The sequence below is a fragment of the Streptomyces sp. NPDC054863 genome (genome assembly GCF_053610825.1).
In genome coordinates, this window is sequence record NZ_JBSGZD010000182.1 from 1 (window position 1) to 16,133 (window position 16,133).

The window sequence follows — 16,133 nt, forward strand, 5'->3', positions numbered from 1 at the left end:
GACGGAAGCCGCCGCGACGGAGACCGCCGAGCAGGACGAGGCGCCGCGCGGACGTCTGCGCCGTCGGGCGAGCCGTCCGGCCGCCACCCCGAAGTTCACCGCCGAGCCGGTGGCGGCAGCCACCGAGCCCGCCGCGGCCCCGCAGGCCGAGAAGAAGCAGGCCGAGAAGCAGGCCGACGAGCCCGCGCCGCGTTCGCGCCGCCGTGCGCAGCGGCCCGCCGTCGCCGTGTTCCAGGCGCCGGTTTTCGCCGAGCCGATGTTCCAGACCCCGGAGACCGCGGCCATCATCGCCGCTGCCACCGCCCCGGCCGACGAGCCGGAGGAGATCGACGAGGAAGAGACGGAGACCGAGGCCGAGACCGTCGTCGAGGCGCCGGTCCAGGAGCCCGAGCCCGCGCAGTCCGGTGGCCGCCGCCGTCGCCGCCGTCGCGGTGAGGCCGCCGCCGAGCCGCAGCCCCGTCACGACGTCCAGGAGGCCCCGCAGGAAGAGGCCGACGGGTCCGACGAGGACACGGAGCAGGGCCACGAGGCCGAGGGCCACGACGAGTCCGACGACGCCGACGACCGCAGGGCGCGCCGTCGCCGTCGCGGTGGCCGCCGCCGTCGTCGCGGTGACGCCCTGGACGCGGAGGAGTCCGAGTCCGAGGGTGGCCGCAGGGGCGAGCGGAGCATCGAGGACGCCGTCGAACCGCAGCAGGAGACGGACAACTCCTCCGACGAGGACGACGACGACCACGACGACGACCACCACGGCGCCGGGTCGTCCAGCAGCCGCCGTCGCCGTCGCCGTCGCCGCCGCAGCGGTGACTCCGGCCACGAGGACTCCGCGTCGAACGGGTCGGACGACCCGGAGCGCACCGTCGTCAAGGTCCGCGAGCCCCGCAAGAAGGAGGCCGCCGCCGAGCGCGAGCCCGGCACCGGCTTCGACGAGGTCCAGTCCATCAAGGGCTCGACCCGCATGGAGGCCAAGAAGCAGCGTCGCCGCGAAGGCCGCGAGCAGGGCCGCCGCCGCGTCCCGATCATCACCGAGGCGGAGTTCCTGGCGCGCCGCGAGGCCGTCGAGCGCGTCATGGTCGTCCGCCAGAACGGCGAACGCACCCAGATCGGCGTCCTTGAGGACAACATCCTCGTCGAGCACTACGTCAACAAGGAGCAGTCGACGTCCTACGTCGGCAACGTCTACCTGGGCAAGGTGCAGAACGTCCTCCCGTCCATGGAGGCCGCGTTCATCGACATCGGCAAGGGCCGCAACGCCGTCCTGTACGCCGGTGAGGTCAACTTCGAGGCGCTCGGCATGGCCCACGGGCCGCGCCGCATCGAAACCGCGCTCAAGTCCGGCCAGTCGGTCCTCGTCCAGGTGACGAAGGACCCGATCGGCCACAAGGGCGCCCGTCTGACCAGCCAGGTCTCGCTGCCGGGCCGCTACCTCGTGTACGTGCCCGAGGGCTCCATGACCGGCATCAGCCGCAAGCTCCCGGACACCGAGCGGGCGCGTCTGAAGACCATCCTCAAGAAGATCGTCCCCGAGGACGCGGGCGTCATCGTGCGCACCGCGGCCGAGGGCGCCAGCGAGGACGAGCTGCGCCGCGACGTCGAGCGTCTGCAGGCCCAGTGGGAGGACATCCAGAAGAAGGCGAAGAGCAACACGGCCACCAACGCGCCGACGCTGCTCTACGGCGAGCCGGACATGACCGTCCGCGTCGTCCGCGACATCTTCAACGAGGACTTCTCCAAGGTCATCGTCAGCGGTGACGAGGCCTGGCAGACGATCCACGGGTACGTCGCCCACGTCGCGCCGGACCTCAACGACCGGCTGTCGAAGTGGACGTCGGAGGTCGACGTCTTCGCGACGTACCGGATCGACGAGCAGCTGATGAAGGCGCTGGACCGCAAGGTCTACCTGCCGTCCGGCGGTTCGCTGGTCATCGACAAGACCGAGGCGATGATCGTCGTCGACGTCAACACCGGGAAGTTCACCGGCCAGGGCGGCAACCTCGAAGAGACCGTGACGAGGAACAACCTCGAAGCGGCCGAGGAGATCGTGCGCCAGCTGCGCCTGCGCGACCTGGGCGGCATCGTCGTCATCGACTTCATCGACATGGTCCTGGAGTCCAACCGCGACCTGGTGCTGCGGCGCCTCCTGGAATGCCTGGGACGCGACCGTACGAAGCACCAGGTGGCGGAGGTCACCTCGCTGGGCCTCGTGCAGATGACCCGCAAGAGGGTCGGCCAGGGCCTCCTGGAGTCCTTCTCCGAGACCTGCGTCCACTGCAACGGGCGCGGCGTCATCGTGCACATGGAGCAGCCCACCGCGGCCGGTGGCGGCGGTGGCTCCAAGCGCGCGAAGAAGCGCGGCAAGGGCGGCAACGGCTCCGACCAGGGGCACGCCGACCACACCGGTCACGAGCACGAGCACGGCTCCGACGGCGGTCAGGACCACGGTCACGACCACGACGACGTGCACGAGCCTCTTGAGGTGGAGACGGAGGCGGAGGTCGCTGCCGAGGTGGCCGCACCGATCGCGCTGCCCTCGCCCGACTTCGTACCGGACGAGGAGCTGTACAGCAGCGCCGCGGAGGCCGAGGCCGCTGCCACGCGTGGCCGTGGCCGCCGTCGGGCGTCCCGCAAGGCGTCGGCCCCGGCCGGTGCGCCGCGCGGGAAGACCTCGCCCGCCGACTACATCGAGCACGCGTCGCCGATGAGGACGAAGGCCGCGGCAGTGGCGGAGCCGGAGCCGGCGGCCGAAGCGGCGCCCGCGCCGGTGGCCGAGGCAGTGGTCGAGGCAGCACCTGTTGCCGAGGCAGTGGTCGAGGCAGCACCTGTTGCCGAGGCTGTCGTCGAGCCCGCTGCCGAGCCCGCCGCCGAGCGTGTCGTCGACGTGGCGCAGGAGGCCGCTCCGGCGCCTCGTGGCCGCCGTCGGGCGACCCGCAAGGCGTCGGCCCCGGCCGGTGCGCCCAGGCGCCCGACGCCGAGGCGACCGTGGTGGAGGCGGCTCCGGCCGCCGAGACCCCGGTGGCCGAGGAGGCCGCGCCGGTGGAGGCACCGGTCGAGGCGCCCGCCGTCGACGCCGCCCCGCCGCGGGCCCGTCGCAGGGCGACCCGCAAAGCCACCGCCCCCGCGGGTTCGCCCGCAGGGTCGGCCGAGGCCGCCGTACTCGTGGTGGAAGCCGCGCAGCCGGTGGCCGAGAAGGCCGGGACCGCACCCGAGGCCGACGAGGCTCAGGCACCGGCGAAGAAGACCGACGACGAGGCTCAGGCACCGGCGAAGAAGACCGACGACGAGGCTCCGGCACCGGCCAAGAAGACGGCACGCAAGACCGCCGCCAAGAAGGCCGCGCCCGCCAAGAAGACCGCAGCCAAGAAGACGGCCGCCAAGAAGACCGTCGCGAAGAAGACGGCCACCAAGACGGCCACGAAGACGGCTGCCAAGTCGACGACGGCCAAGAAGACTGCGAAGAAGACGGCCGCGGCGGACCAGCAGACGCTGCCGTCCGTGTCCGCCCCCGCGCAGGACTGACGCAGCACAAGCAGCACCGGCAGCACCGGTACTGCCGGTTCCGCCGTACTGCCGGGTACCACCGGTGGTACGGCGGAACCACCGCAGCAACGCAACAACAGCAGTGACGCGACATCCGCAGTACCCGGCGGAACCCGGCCCCGGCCGGACCCCGGGGTGGCCAGTGCCGATCAGGCGCTGGCCACCCTGGTATCCGGGACCCGGGCCCGCGCGACCCGCAGGCCGTGAAATGCCTCTGAACGACGGAGAGTTCGTAACCCCATGAGCAACAGCGCCACCCCCCGACCCATACGTAAGGCCGTCATCCCGGCCGCGGGTCTCGGCACCCGCTTCCTGCCCGCGACCAAGGCAACGCCCAAGGAAATGCTGCCGGTCGTCGACAAGCCCGCGATCCAGTACGTGGTCGAGGAAGCCGCCGGGGCGGGACTCTCCGACGTACTCATGATCACCGGGCGCAACAAGCGCGCTCTCGAAGACCACTTCGACCGCAACTACGAGCTGGAGTCGGCCCTCACCAAGAAGGGTGACGCCGACCGCCTCGCCCGCGTCCAGGAGTCCAGCGACCTGGCGACCATGCACTACGTCCGCCAGGGCGACCCGCGGGGCCTGGGCCACGCCGTCCTGTGCGCCGCCCCGCACGTCGGCGACGAGGCCTTCGCGGTCCTCCTCGGCGACGACCTGATCGACCCCCGCGACCCGCTGCTCGCCCGCATGGTCGAGGTCCAGCAGACGTACGGCGGCAGCGTCGTCGCGCTGATGGAGGTCGACCCGGAGCAGATCCACCTCTACGGCTGCGCGGCCGTCGAAACCACCTCCGACGGCGATGTCGTCAAGATCAACGGCCTCGTCGAGAAGCCCGCCACCGAGGACGCCCCCAGCAACCTCGCCATCATCGGCCGGTACGTCCTGGACCCGGCGGTCTTCGGCGTCCTGCGCGAGACCGCGCCCGGCCGGGGCAACGAGATCCAGCTCACCGACGCCCTCCAGACGATGGCCGCGGACGAGAAGGTCGGCGGCCCCGTGCACGGCGTCGTCTTCAAGGGCCGCCGCTACGACACCGGTGACCGCGGCGACTACCTGAAGGCCATCGTCCGGCTCGCCGCCGAACGCGCGGACCTCGGCCCGGAGTTCAAGACCTGGCTGCGCGGCTACGTCGCGGACGAGATGTAGGCCTCCGCCCCACCCCGCACACCCCTGCTCGACCCGCACGAAGGAGAACCCCATGATCGGCCTGGTACTGGCGGCGGGCGCCGGACGGCGTCTGCGTCCCTACACCGACACGCTGCCCAAGGCGCTCGTCCCCGTGGACGGCGACACCACAGTCCTGGACCTGACCCTGGGGAACTTCGCGAAGGTCGGACTGAGAGACGTCGCGATCGTCGTCGGCTACCGCAAGGAAGCCGTCTACGCGCGCCAGGCCGAACTGGAGTCGAAGTACGGCGTGAAGATCACGCTCATCGACAACGACAAGGCCGAGGAGTGGAACAACGCCTACTCCCTGTGGTGCGCCCGCGACGTCCTCAAAGAGGGTGTGATCCTCGCCAACGGCGACACCGTCCACCCGGTCTCCGTCGAGGAGACCCTCCTCGCCGCCCGCGGCGACGGCCGGCAGATCATCCTCGCCCTCGACACGGTCAAGAACCTGGCCGACGAGGAGATGAAGGTCATCACGGACGAGTCAGGCGCCGTACAGAAGATCACCAAGCTGATGGACCCGGCCACCGCGACCGGCGAGTACATCGGCGTCACCCTCATCGAGCCGGAGGCAGCCACCGCCCTCGCCGACGCCCTGAGGACGACCTTCGAGCGGGACCCCGACCTCTACTACGAGGACGGCTACCAGGAGCTCGTCGGCCGCGGTGTACGCATCGACGTGGCCCCGATCGGCGACCTCAAGTGGGTCGAGATCGACAACCACGAGGACCTCGCCAAGGGCCGGGAGATCGCATGCCTGTACTGACCCGGCTGATCCCCTCGCCGGTCGCCGTCGACATCTCCAGGGGCGCCCTGGACGACCTCGCCGGCCTCCTGGCGGACCAGCGGATCTCCGGCTCGGGCGCGCTCGCCATAGCCATCAGCGGCGGGTCGGGACGGGCGCTCCAGGAGAAGCTGGCACCCGTCCTGCCCGGCGCCGACTGGTACCCGGTCACCGACGGCACCATCGACGCGGCGGTCCGGCTCGCCGAGGAGATGAAGGGCCGCAAGCGGTACGACGCGGTGGTCGGACTCGGCGGCGGAAAGATCATCGACGTCGCCAAGTACGCCGCCGCCCGGATCGGCCTGCCCATGGTCGCCGTCGCGACGAACCTGTCGCACGACGGCCTGTGCTCCCCGGTGTCCATCCTGGACAACGACAACGGCCGGGGCTCCTACGGCGTGCCCACGCCCATCGCGATGCTCATCGACCTCGATGTCATCCGCGACGCCCCGGCCCGTTTCGTACGCTCCGGGATCGGCGACGCGCTCTCCAACATCTCGGCCGTCGCCGACTGGGAACTCTCCCACGAGGTCAACGGCGAGAACGTCGACGGTCTGGCCGCCGCCATGGCCAGACAGGCCGGCGAAGCCGTGCTGCGCCACCCCGGCGACGTCACCCAGGACGCGTTCCTCACCGTGCTCGCCGAGGCGCTCGTGCTGTCCGGCATCTCGATGTCGATCAGCGGCGACACCCGGCCCTCCTCGGGCGCCTGCCACGAAATCAGCCACGCCTTCGACCTGCTCTTCCCCAAGCGCGCCGCGCTGCACGGCGAGCAGGTCGGCATCGGCGCGGTCTTCGCGATGCACCTGCGCGGTGCGCACGAGGAGGCCGGGCTGTTCGCGGACGTACTGCGCAGGCACGCCATGCCGGTCCTGCCGGGCGACATCGGCTTCACCGTCGAGGAGTTCGTACAGGCGGTGCAGTACGCGCCGCAGACCCGGCCGGGCCGCTTCACGATCCTGGAACACCTGGACCTGCCGGCGGACGGCATCAGGGACGCGTACGCCTCTCTGGTGAAGGCAGTCGGCGAGTCGGGTGGACAGCCGGACCACGGGCGCTAGCCCGGTTTGACCCACCGGTCAGGGTCCCGTAACTTTGACCGTCGGCGTCATTTTTGTGCGCCAAACCCCTGAGCAACCCCCTCCCGGACCACCTCGGTGCGTACGGGAGAGGCCGCTCGTCCTGTTCGCGCCGGAAGCGGCTGGCATCAGGGGTCCCGTCTTCGAGTGAGAGTGAGATCCGCGTGTACGCCATCGTGCGCAGCGGTGGTCGCCAGCACAAGGTTGCTGTCGACGACATCGTTGAGGTTGACAAGATTTCCACTGCCAAGGTTGGCGACACGGTCGAGCTTTCGACTCTGCTCGTTGTCGACGGCGACTCCGTCACCAGCGACCCGTGGGTCCTGGCCGGGATCAAGGTCACGGCCGAGGTCGTGGACCACCACAAGGGCGAGAAGATCGACATTCTCCGCTACAAGAACAAGACCGGCTACCGCCGTCGCCAGGGTCACCGCCAGCAGTACACGGCGATCAAGGTCACCGGTATCCCCACGGCTGCGAAGTAAAGGGACTGAGACATGGCACACAAGAAGGGCGCATCGTCCACTCGGAACGGTCGCGACTCAAATGCCCAGCGGCTCGGCGTCAAGCGCTTCGGCGGCCAGGCCGTCAACGCCGGTGAGATCCTGGTCCGCCAGCGCGGCACCCACTTCCACCCGGGCACGGGCGTCGGCCGTGGCGGCGACGACACGCTGTTCGCCCTCGCCGCCGGTGCGGTCGAGTTCGGCACGCACCGTGGTCGCAAGGTCGTGAACATCGTTCCGATCGCCGGCTGAACAAGCCAGCTTTCTTCACGGACACCGCCTCCATGAGGCGACGGTCCTGAGCGATACACAGCACGTTCCGAGGGCGGACGCTCTTTCCCGGCTTACTGGGGAAGCGTGTCCGCCCTCGGCGTGTTACGTATGTAGACATTCCGCATTACCTGTACTGGAGGACACCCATGACCACCTTCGTGGACCGCGTCGAACTGCATGTCGCCGCGGGTAGCGGAGGCCACGGCTGCGCCTCCGTACACCGTGAGAAGTTCAAGCCGCTCGGCGGCCCGGACGGCGGCAACGGCGGGCGGGGAGGCGACATCACCCTTGTCGTCGACCAGGCCGTGACCACCCTGCTCGACTACCACCACAGCCCGCACCGCAAGGCCACCAACGGCCAGCCCGGCGCCGGCGACAACCGCTCCGGCAAGGACGGCCAGGACCTCGTCCTGCCCGTGCCGGACGGCACCGTCGTCCTCGACAACGACGGCAACGTCCTGGCCGACCTCGTCGGCCACGGCACCACCTACGTCGCCGGCGAAGGCGGCCGTGGCGGCCTCGGCAACCTGGCGCTGTCCTCGGCCCGCCGCAAGGCCCCCGGCTTCGCGCTGCTCGGCGAGCCCGGCAAGTCCGCGGACATCGTCCTGGAGCTCAAGACCGTCGCCGACGTGGCACTGGTGGGCTACCCGAGCGCCGGCAAGTCCTCGCTGATCTCGGTGCTCTCCGCAGCCAAGCCGAAGATCGCGGACTACCCGTTCACCACGCTGGTCCCCAACCTCGGCGTCGTCACGGCCGGCTCGACCGTCTACACCATCGCCGACGTCCCCGGGCTGATCCCCGGCGCCAGCGAGGGACGGGGCCTCGGCCTGGAGTTCCTGCGGCACGTCGAGCGCTGCTCGGTCCTCGTGCACGTACTGGACACAGCGACCCTGGAGTCCGACCGCGACCCGATCTCCGACCTCGACGTCATCGAGGAAGAGCTCAAGCTGTACGGCGGGCTGGAAGACCGGCCGCGCCTCGTCGTCCTCAACAAGGTCGACATCCCGGACGGCCAGGAGCTCGCGGACATGATCCGCCCGGAGCTCGAAGCCCGCGGCTACAAGGTCTTCGAAGTGTCCGCCGTCTCCCGCACGGGCCTGAAGGAACTCTCCTTCGCCCTGGCCCAGGGCATCTCCAAGCTGCGCGCCCGCAAGCCCAAGGAGGAGGCGACCCGCATCGTCATCCGCCCGAAGGCCGTCGACGACAGCGGCTTCAAGGTCGTTCTGGACGAGGAGGAGAACGTCTACCGGGTGCGCGGCGAGAAGCCGGAGCGCTGGGTGCAGCAGACCGACTTCAGCAACGACGAGGCCGTCGGCTACCTCGCCGACCGCCTCAGCCGCCTCGGCGTCGAGACCGCACTGATGAAGGCCGGCGCCCGCGCGGGCGACGCCGTCGCGATCGGCTCCGACGAGAACTCGGTCGTCTTCGACTGGGAGCCGACCGTCATGGCCGGCGCCGAGATGCTGGGCCGCCGAGGCGAGGACCATCGCCTCGACGAACCGCGCCCCGCGGCCACGCGCCGCAAGGACCGCGATGCCGAGCGTGACAACTCGCAGAAGGAATACGAGGACTTCAAGCCGTTCTAGCCGCTTCGGCGACGCAGGGAAGTACGCCGTGAGTCGGTGACGTGAGAACACCGTGAGAAGGGGGCCCCGCAAGGGCCCCCTTGTCCGGTTGAGGGATCAGAACAAGCCAGGATGGGAGAGCACAACAACGATCCAGGGGAGTGGCACGGTGGAATCCCGCACAACGGACCATGCCGGCGACGAAGACGGTGCGGTCAGCGTCGTCGTCATCGTCTACAACGACGCCGCCCACATCTCCACGGCCGTCGAGTCCGTACTCGCACAAGGCGCCGCCGTCGGCGAGGTGATCGTCGTCAATGACGCCTCCACCGACCACACCCGCGCGACAGTCGACGCACTCGCAGCCCGGTACCCCCTGGTCAGACCCCTGCACCGGACGGAGAACAGCGGCGGCTGCGGCAGCCCCCGCAACGACGGCACCGCCGCGGCGAAGCACCCTTACGTGATGTTCCTCGACAGTGACGACGTCTACCCGGCGGGCGCGGTGGACGCCCTGCTGGCCGCCGCCGACGGAGTCGACATGGTCGCCGGCCAGTGCGTGCGCCGGGAGCTGCCCGAAGACCGCGACACCGTGTGGGCCCCCGACCTCTACGACCCCGCAGCCGGCGCCACCCTGCCGGGCACCGTCATGGACGGCATCGGCTCACACCCCGAATTCCTGCTCGACACGCTCTCCGTCAACAAGCTCTACCGCCGCGACTTCCTGACCGAGCACGCTGTCTTCTTCCCCGACGGCGCCTTCCACTACGAGGACTTCGTCTTCACCGCCAAGGTGTACGCGGCAGCCCCCCGCACCGCCGTCGTCGCCACCCCGGTGTACGTGTGGCACGTCCGCCGGGACGCCGCCGAACTGTCCATCTCGCTGCGCCGCGCCACCATCGCCAACTGGGAACAACGGGTGGAGGCCCACCGCCGCGTCGTCGAGGTGTTCCGCAAGGCCGGCCTCGACACGCTGGGGACTGCCGCACAGACCAAGTTCCTCGACTACGACCTGCCCATGTACGTGCGGGAGCTGCCGCAGCGCAGCGCCGCCTACCGGGCCGACTGGTGGCGCGCCACACGCACGTACCTCGCCTCATTCGACGAGGCGGCCTACGGGGCCGCCGAAGCCCCCTCCCGCTGGCTGGCCCGCGCGGTCGTCGCCTGGGAGTCCCCGGCCGAGCTGGAGCGGGTCGTGGCACTGGCCGCGCAGCCGCCCCGGCTGCTGCCGCCGTCGTACACCTCGGACTCCGGTCTGCCGGTGCTCGCCGAAGGGCTGCCCGAGGTGGAGCTGGACGGGCTCACCGAACTGCCCCCCGGGAAAATCCCGTTGACCGTCAACGGCTCAGTGGCCGTCGGTCGCTCGCTCGGGTTCACTTTGACCGTACGGGAACTGCACGGCCTGCTCGGCCCGTTGAAGCCGCAACGGCTCGTGCTGAGCCTCGTGGACCAGCGGGAGGAGTGCCCCGCCCTGGAGCGCGAGCAGCCCCTGCAAGGTGTGGGCACAGGTGTCTGGCAGGCGGAATTCGACGTACGGACGCGTGACTTGGCGGTCCGCGAGCGGCTGATGTCCTGGCGGGTGCGTGCCGAGGTCGTGTGCGCCGACGGCGCCCGCATCCCGGCCGAGGTACGGGCCGCCACCCCCGGTGCTGCCCGGCGCAGCATCGTCCTCGGTGCCGGCCTGCCCCTGTTCGTACAGGCGCATGTGACGCCGCGGCAGGCGCTGATGGTGCGCGTGGTCGGCGGAGTGCGCGGCGGGTTCGACATCGTGGTCCGCCGCCTCAAGAGGCTGGCGCGCAAGCTGAAGTAGCACTTGAGGAAAAGAAAAGGGGCCCGGTCCGCGACTGCGGACCGGGCCCCCTTTTCTTTGCTGTTACCGCTCCAGGAACGCTGTTATCGCTCCAAGAGCGCTGCTACCGCTCCAGGAACGCGAAGAGCTCCTGCCACCGCTGGGTGATCGAACCGGGGGAGTACCGCTGTACGTTCTCCCGGGCCAGGTCGCCCATCCGGTCCCGCATCTCCTGGTCCTGCATCATCCGCACCAACTGGCGTGCCAGCTCGGGGGTGTTGCCGGGCCGGGCCAGCAGCCCGTCCACACCGTCCTGGACGATCTCGTGCACGCCGGGCGCACAGTCGAACGCCACGCACGGCACCCCGCACGCCATGGCCTCCAGCAGTGCGAGCGGGAAGCCCTCGCCGCGCGAGGACTGTGCGAAGACGGACGCCCCGTGCAACGCCCCGACCACGTCGCGCGTCTGCCCGGCCCACTCCACCGAACCGTCCAGACCGAGATCCGTGGCCTGCTTCTTGAGCGACTCCTCAAGCTCCCCCGCGCCGTACAGCTTCAGCTTCCAGCCCGGCACCTGCACGGAGGCCTCCGCCCAGGCGTCGAGCATCATGTCGAGGCCCTTCTGGTGGCTGAGCCGGCCGATGCTGACGACGGTCTTCTCCGTCCGGGGCGAGACGGTCTCCGGCATCATCGGCAGCGGGTTCGGCATGAACCCGACGTTGTTGAGCCCCTTGACCGCCCACAGGTCGGCGTCCTCCTGCGTGAGCAGCAGCAGCCGGTCGACGTCCTTGTAGTGCTGCTGGACGCGCCCGAAGCGCGAGGACTGCCGGGAGTACTCGTAACTCTCGTGGCTCATGCCGACGACCGGGTGCCCGGCGGTGTCGGCGAGCTTCACCCACTCCATCGCCCACACCTGGGTCACGATGATCATCGCGCCGGGGGCGGCCGTCCGGAACATCCGGGACAGCTTCGCGGAGGTCTCCCGCATCCCGGCCTCGCGGCGCGTGTTGTGGAGACGGGCGGTCATGTCGACCGTGCCGCGCAGTCCCGTGACGGACTTGCGGCCCGCGGGCCGGGCGTCGTACAGCGTGACCGTCCTGAACGGCGGGTCATCCCCGAGGTCCATGGCGACCTCGGCCGGCGCGATGCCGACGATCGTGACCCGGTGCCCGAGCCCGGCCAGCAGGGAGGCCATCTGAGCCTGCCAGCGGGCCACCCCGCCGAGCTCGTCGACCTCGTTTGCCACGAAGAAGATGTCGCGTCGAGTCACCTGGCCCGGCCCTTTCCTTCGAAGAAGCGGTCGGCGATCCGTGCTGCGGCGTCGCCGTGGTCGTACTCGCCGTACTTGTCCACGAACTCCTTCACCTGCGGCCCGTACTGCGTCCGCACGGCGTCCAGGTCCTCCAGCACCGCGTACAGCGACTCCTCGTCGCGCGGGACGGGGCCGGGCGCCGTCTCCAGGAGATTGAAGTACGTGCCGCGGATGTCCTGCGAGTACTCCTCCCAGTCGTACGCGAAGAAGACCATCGGCCGCTGCAGCAGCGCGTAGTCGAACATCACGGAGGAGTAGTCCGTGATCAGCGCGTCCGAGGCGAGGAGCAGCGGCGTGATGTCCGGCTCGTCCGAGACGTTGACGATGCGCCCCGCCATCGCCGGCGGCAGCGACACCTGGTTCAGGTAGTGCGTGCGCACCAGCAGCGTGAACCTGTCCCCGAAGTGCTCGGCGAACTTCTCGATCTCGAAGGGGAACTCGAACTTCTGCACCTTGCCCTGGGCGTTGGCCCGGAACGTCGGCGCGTACAGCACCACCGGCAGGTCCGGACGGATGCCCAGGCGCTCCTTGACCTCCTTCACCTGCGGGTTCTCGACCGTGGCGTCGCGCCCCTTCACCAGGGCGTCATTGCGCGGGTAGCCGGTGCGCAGCAGCTTGCTCTCCGGCATCCGGTACGCGCGTGCGAGCGTGCGGACGTCGTGCTCGGTGCGCACCACGAAGTGGTCGAACCGGTCCAGCGACGCCTGGTACGTGGCCTGCTCGCCCTCCGACATCAGCCGGTAGCCGGGCTCGTCGAAGCCCATGCGCTTGAGCGCGGATCCGTGCCAGGTCTGGATGTACGTCGTCTCGGGACGCTTGCGCAGCTTCAGCGGGAAGCCCTGGTTGTCGATCCAGAACTCGGCCTGTGCGAGTGCCTTCAGATACTTCCAGGACCACCTCTGGACGAGCTCCACGTCGTCCGGGAATCCGGTCGGCTTCGCGCCCGCGTACGACCAGATCGCGTGGATCGGGGCACCGCGCCGCTTCAGCTCCTCATAGATGGCGCGGGGGCTGTCGCTGTACTGCTTGCCGAGGTGGCTCTCGAAGACGACGGTGCCCTTGCGAAGGGGCAGCGCCTTGATCATGCGGTGGTAGCCGTCGATCTTGCGGGCGCCGGAGTTGAGGTCCTTGCGGACGTCGCGGGCCTTGCGGTACGTCTTCTTGGCGATCCGGGCGGGCAGGCTGTCCATGTTGTCGCGGATCAGCGCACGCGCCTTCTGCGAGGCGGCGCTGTGCTGCACGATGTGGAACGCCAGATGACCGCGCCCGGAGACCTCGGCCTCTATGCGGTCGCCCGCCAGCCGCGTCAGCCGGGGCCTGACCTGGATGATGCCGGTCCGCTCGATGTCGGCGGCGCCGACGGTGACGGCGCTGACCGTGGTCCGGCCGTCGATCGACAGATGCATCCGGACGTTCCAGACGTCGTCCACGATGCCCAGCGGGCGCAGCTCCTTGGCCAGCGGCAGGGCAGCCTCCCAGCGCACCCGGTCGCCGTCGACGCGGACGCTGCGGACGGGGAAGCGGAACGTCTGGAGGCTGGTGCGGCGTGCCTTGAGGACGATCTCGGCGGACAGCTTCGAGTCCGGCTTGATCCTGTCCAGCGGATTGACGAGCGCTCCGCCGAGCACGACCTCGGTGGCCTTCTCGTCGTAGCCGGTCAGGCTGTTGCGCAGGTCCAGCCGCTCGACCGGCCTGGTGTGGTAGCCGAGGTCGGTGACGTCGAGCAGGGTGCGGGCGTGCGGGTCCTCCAGGTGCTCCTCGCACCAGTAGATCCGGCCGTCCTTCTCCACCAGCGGCACCGCGAGCTTGTTCCTGTTGAGGAGCATGTCGATCGCGGGCATCAGGTTGTCCCAGTCCTCCTGGAGGAGGAGGTACGCGCAGATGGCGTGGGCGGGGTGCAGTTCGCTGTACGCCTCGGGGGCGAAGCCCTGTACGTAACTGCGGGCCATCTCGGCGAAGGCGTGCCGGTAGTCGTCGTCCAGGAACGGCAGTTCGCGCAAGTAGAGGACCAGGTCGTGCTTCAGGAACTTGATGTCCTTGTGCAGCTTCAGGTCGTCCATGGAGCGGGACTTGAGGAGTTTGTCGATCCGGCGGTGGATCTCCACCCGGTCCGCAAAGTTGTTGATCTCATTGCGGCGATTACTGATCGACTTCTTCTCGGTCTTCTCGACCACATTCCAGTAATAAACCGTATTCGGAATGAGGGTGATGCGGGAAGCCGCCAGATATGCCTGGGCGGAGAAAAGCAGGTCCTCGTAATGAATCCGCTTCGGGAAAGTGAGGTTGTTTTCGATCAGGAATTCGCGCCGATAACACTTGTTGGTCGACAGGGTGTCGAATACCAGCAGGTCGGGGAGTTCCGCAACGGAGTCGATCGTGCGCGTGGAGTTGTAGAGCCAGCGGTACCACTCGGTCGTCTTGCCGTGCCGACTGTCGACGTGGACCCGCAGACACATGCCGGACACCAGGTCCGCACCGGTGGTCTCGGCCGCCTCCAGCATGTTGCGGCACGCGTTGAGCTCAAGCGTGTCGTCGCTGTCGAGGAACATCACATAGCGGCCGCGGGCCACTGCGATGCCCTGGTTGCGCGGCTCGCCGCAGCCGCCGCTGTTCTCCTCCAGCTGGATCGCCCGGACCCGGTCGGGGTGTTCGGCCGCGAGTTTCCTGGCCACGGCGTACGAACCGTCGGTGGAGCAGTCGTCCGCGACGATCACTTCGACGTTGTGCAGTGTCTGGTCCAGGACCGACTGCACGGCGGCGGGCAAGCGGTCGGCGTCGTTGTAGACGATGACGACCACACTGATGTCCGGCACGGTCGTCGGCGGGCTGTCCGGCGAGGGAGACGGGCTTGACAAGGCCACCTCTGTGTTCACGTCCTCGGTACGTTTCGATTACTGACCCCTCACAACTGCGTTAGGTGAGGGACGGCCAACTGGATGAGCCTTGAAGGATTTCGACACTCCTGGCCAGGCTAGCCTACGGGCGAAGGCATCCAGCCCCTGCCCAGAGATGCCTTGATCGGTGATCATTGCGCCTCTGTATAGTGCCTCTATGACTTGGCTGGTAACTGGCGGTGCGGGATACATCGGTTCACACGTGGTAAAGGCGCTCGCCGAAGGCGGGGAAAGCGTCGTGGTGCTGGATGACCTGAGTACCGGAGACGTGGCCCGTATTCCCGCGGGTGTTCCCCTGGAGCGCGGATCGGTCCTCGACCGCCCGCTCCTCGACGACGTACTGCGCAGGCACACCGTCACGGGTGTGGTGCACATCGCCGCGAAGAAGCAGGTCGGCGAGTCCGTGGAGCGACCGCTGTTCTATTACCACGAGAACGTGGTCGGTCTGCAGACCGTGCTGGAGGCCTCCGTGGCCGCCGGAGTGAAGCAGTTCCTCTTCTCGTCCTCCGCCGCCGTGTACGGAATGCCCGACGTCGACCTCGTCACCGAGGACACCCCCTGCCTGCCCATGAGCCCGTACGGCGAGACCAAGCTGGCCGGTGAATGGATGGTCGAGGCCGTCGGCAGGGCACACGGCATGGCCACCGCCTGCATGCGCTACTTCAACGTCGCCGGCGCCGCCTCGCCCGAACTCGGCGACCCCGGGATCTTCAACCTCGTACCGATGGTGTTCGAACGGCTCGACGCCGACAAGTCGCCGCTGATCTTCGGCGACGACTACCCGACGCCCGACGGCACCTGCGTCCGCGACTACATCCACGTCGCCGACATCGCCTCCGCGCACGTCGCCGCCGCCCACAAGCTGGTCGCCGACCCCGACGCCCGGCTGATCCTCAACATCGGCAAGGGCGAAGGCGTCTCCGTCGCCGAGATGATCGACATCATCCGCGAGGTCAGTGGCCGCCAGGACATCAAGGCCGAGGTCGCCCCGCGCCGGGCCGGCGACCCCGCCCGGGTCGTCGCCGCCGCCGACCGGATCCACAGCGAACTGGACTGGGAAGCCCGCCACGGCGTACGGGACATGATCGAGTCGGCCTGGGCCGGCTGGCGCCACCGCCACCCGCAGGGCTGACCGACCGCGCCTTCGACGGGTTGACGGCCACCGCATCGTGAGGGCCACGACGGCCCGACCACCACCACGTACCGACGGCGGGCCCCGGATCC

The 16,133-nt window shown here is 69.3% G+C and carries 11 protein-coding genes; 9 read left to right on the plus strand and 2 right to left on the minus strand.

The genetic code is table 11. The features are described from left to right. From ACWGIG_RS26405 to ACWGIG_RS26440, 8 genes are all read left to right on the plus strand, one after another. A partial coding sequence (locus ACWGIG_RS26405; RefSeq protein ID WP_453324162.1) for an Rne/Rng family ribonuclease occupies positions 1 to 3,781 on the plus strand: 3,781 nt, incomplete at its 5' end. Then, positions 3,778 to 4,686: a UTP--glucose-1-phosphate uridylyltransferase GalU gene (gene galU / locus ACWGIG_RS26410; RefSeq protein ID WP_453324163.1), complete on the plus strand. Its 909-nt coding sequence runs from the start codon at positions 3,778 to 3,780 to the stop codon at positions 4,684 to 4,686. The genes ACWGIG_RS26405 and galU, both read left to right, overlap by 4 nt. Before the next feature lie 52 nt (positions 4,687 to 4,738). Beyond that, on the plus strand, positions 4,739 to 5,476 hold the full coding sequence (locus tag ACWGIG_RS26415; protein WP_453324164.1) for a phosphocholine cytidylyltransferase family protein: 738 nt from the start codon (positions 4,739 to 4,741) through the stop codon (positions 5,474 to 5,476). Continuing rightward, entirely contained in the window at positions 5,464 to 6,555 is a 1,092-nt protein-coding gene (locus tag ACWGIG_RS26420; protein ID WP_453324165.1) for an iron-containing alcohol dehydrogenase family protein, read from the plus strand. Before ACWGIG_RS26415 ends, ACWGIG_RS26420 begins: the two co-directional genes overlap by 13 nt. A gap of 182 nt (positions 6,556 to 6,737) precedes the next feature. Continuing rightward, entirely contained in the window at positions 6,738 to 7,058 is a 321-nt protein-coding gene (rplU, locus tag ACWGIG_RS26425; RefSeq protein WP_185026398.1) for a 50S ribosomal protein L21, read from the plus strand. A gap of 12 nt (positions 7,059 to 7,070) precedes the next feature. Beyond that, positions 7,071 to 7,328: a 50S ribosomal protein L27 gene (gene rpmA / locus ACWGIG_RS26430; RefSeq protein ID WP_018103204.1), complete on the plus strand. Its 258-nt coding sequence runs from the start codon at positions 7,071 to 7,073 to the stop codon at positions 7,326 to 7,328. 167 nt (positions 7,329 to 7,495) lie between these two features. Then, positions 7,496 to 8,935 (plus strand): GTPase ObgE, encoded by a 1,440-nt coding sequence (gene obgE, locus ACWGIG_RS26435; RefSeq protein ID WP_453324166.1) that lies wholly within the window; start codon positions 7,496 to 7,498, stop codon positions 8,933 to 8,935. 148 nt (positions 8,936 to 9,083) lie between these two features. Next, positions 9,084 to 10,724, plus strand: a complete 1,641-nt coding sequence (locus ACWGIG_RS26440) for a glycosyltransferase family 2 protein (RefSeq protein ID WP_453324167.1) — start codon at positions 9,084 to 9,086, stop codon at positions 10,722 to 10,724. A gap of 103 nt (positions 10,725 to 10,827) precedes the next feature. On the opposite strand, the gene ACWGIG_RS26445 is transcribed toward ACWGIG_RS26440, so the two are convergent. Continuing rightward, positions 10,828 to 11,973 (minus strand): glycosyltransferase, encoded by a 1,146-nt coding sequence (locus ACWGIG_RS26445; RefSeq protein ID WP_453324168.1) that lies wholly within the window; start codon positions 11,971 to 11,973, stop codon positions 10,828 to 10,830. Next, the gene (locus tag ACWGIG_RS26450) at positions 11,970 to 14,876 is read right to left on the minus strand and encodes a CDP-glycerol glycerophosphotransferase family protein (RefSeq protein WP_453324169.1); all 2,907 of its coding nucleotides are present in this window, start codon (positions 14,874 to 14,876) and stop codon (positions 11,970 to 11,972) included. The genes ACWGIG_RS26445 and ACWGIG_RS26450 overlap by 4 nt, the downstream gene beginning before the upstream one ends. A 190-nt stretch (positions 14,877 to 15,066) precedes the next feature. Here ACWGIG_RS26450 and galE point away from each other — a divergent pair, with 190 nt between their 5' ends. After that, positions 15,067 to 16,041, plus strand: a complete 975-nt coding sequence (gene galE, locus ACWGIG_RS26455) for a UDP-glucose 4-epimerase GalE (protein ID WP_453324170.1) — start codon at positions 15,067 to 15,069, stop codon at positions 16,039 to 16,041. The last annotated feature ends 92 nt before the right edge of the window (positions 16,042 to 16,133 follow it).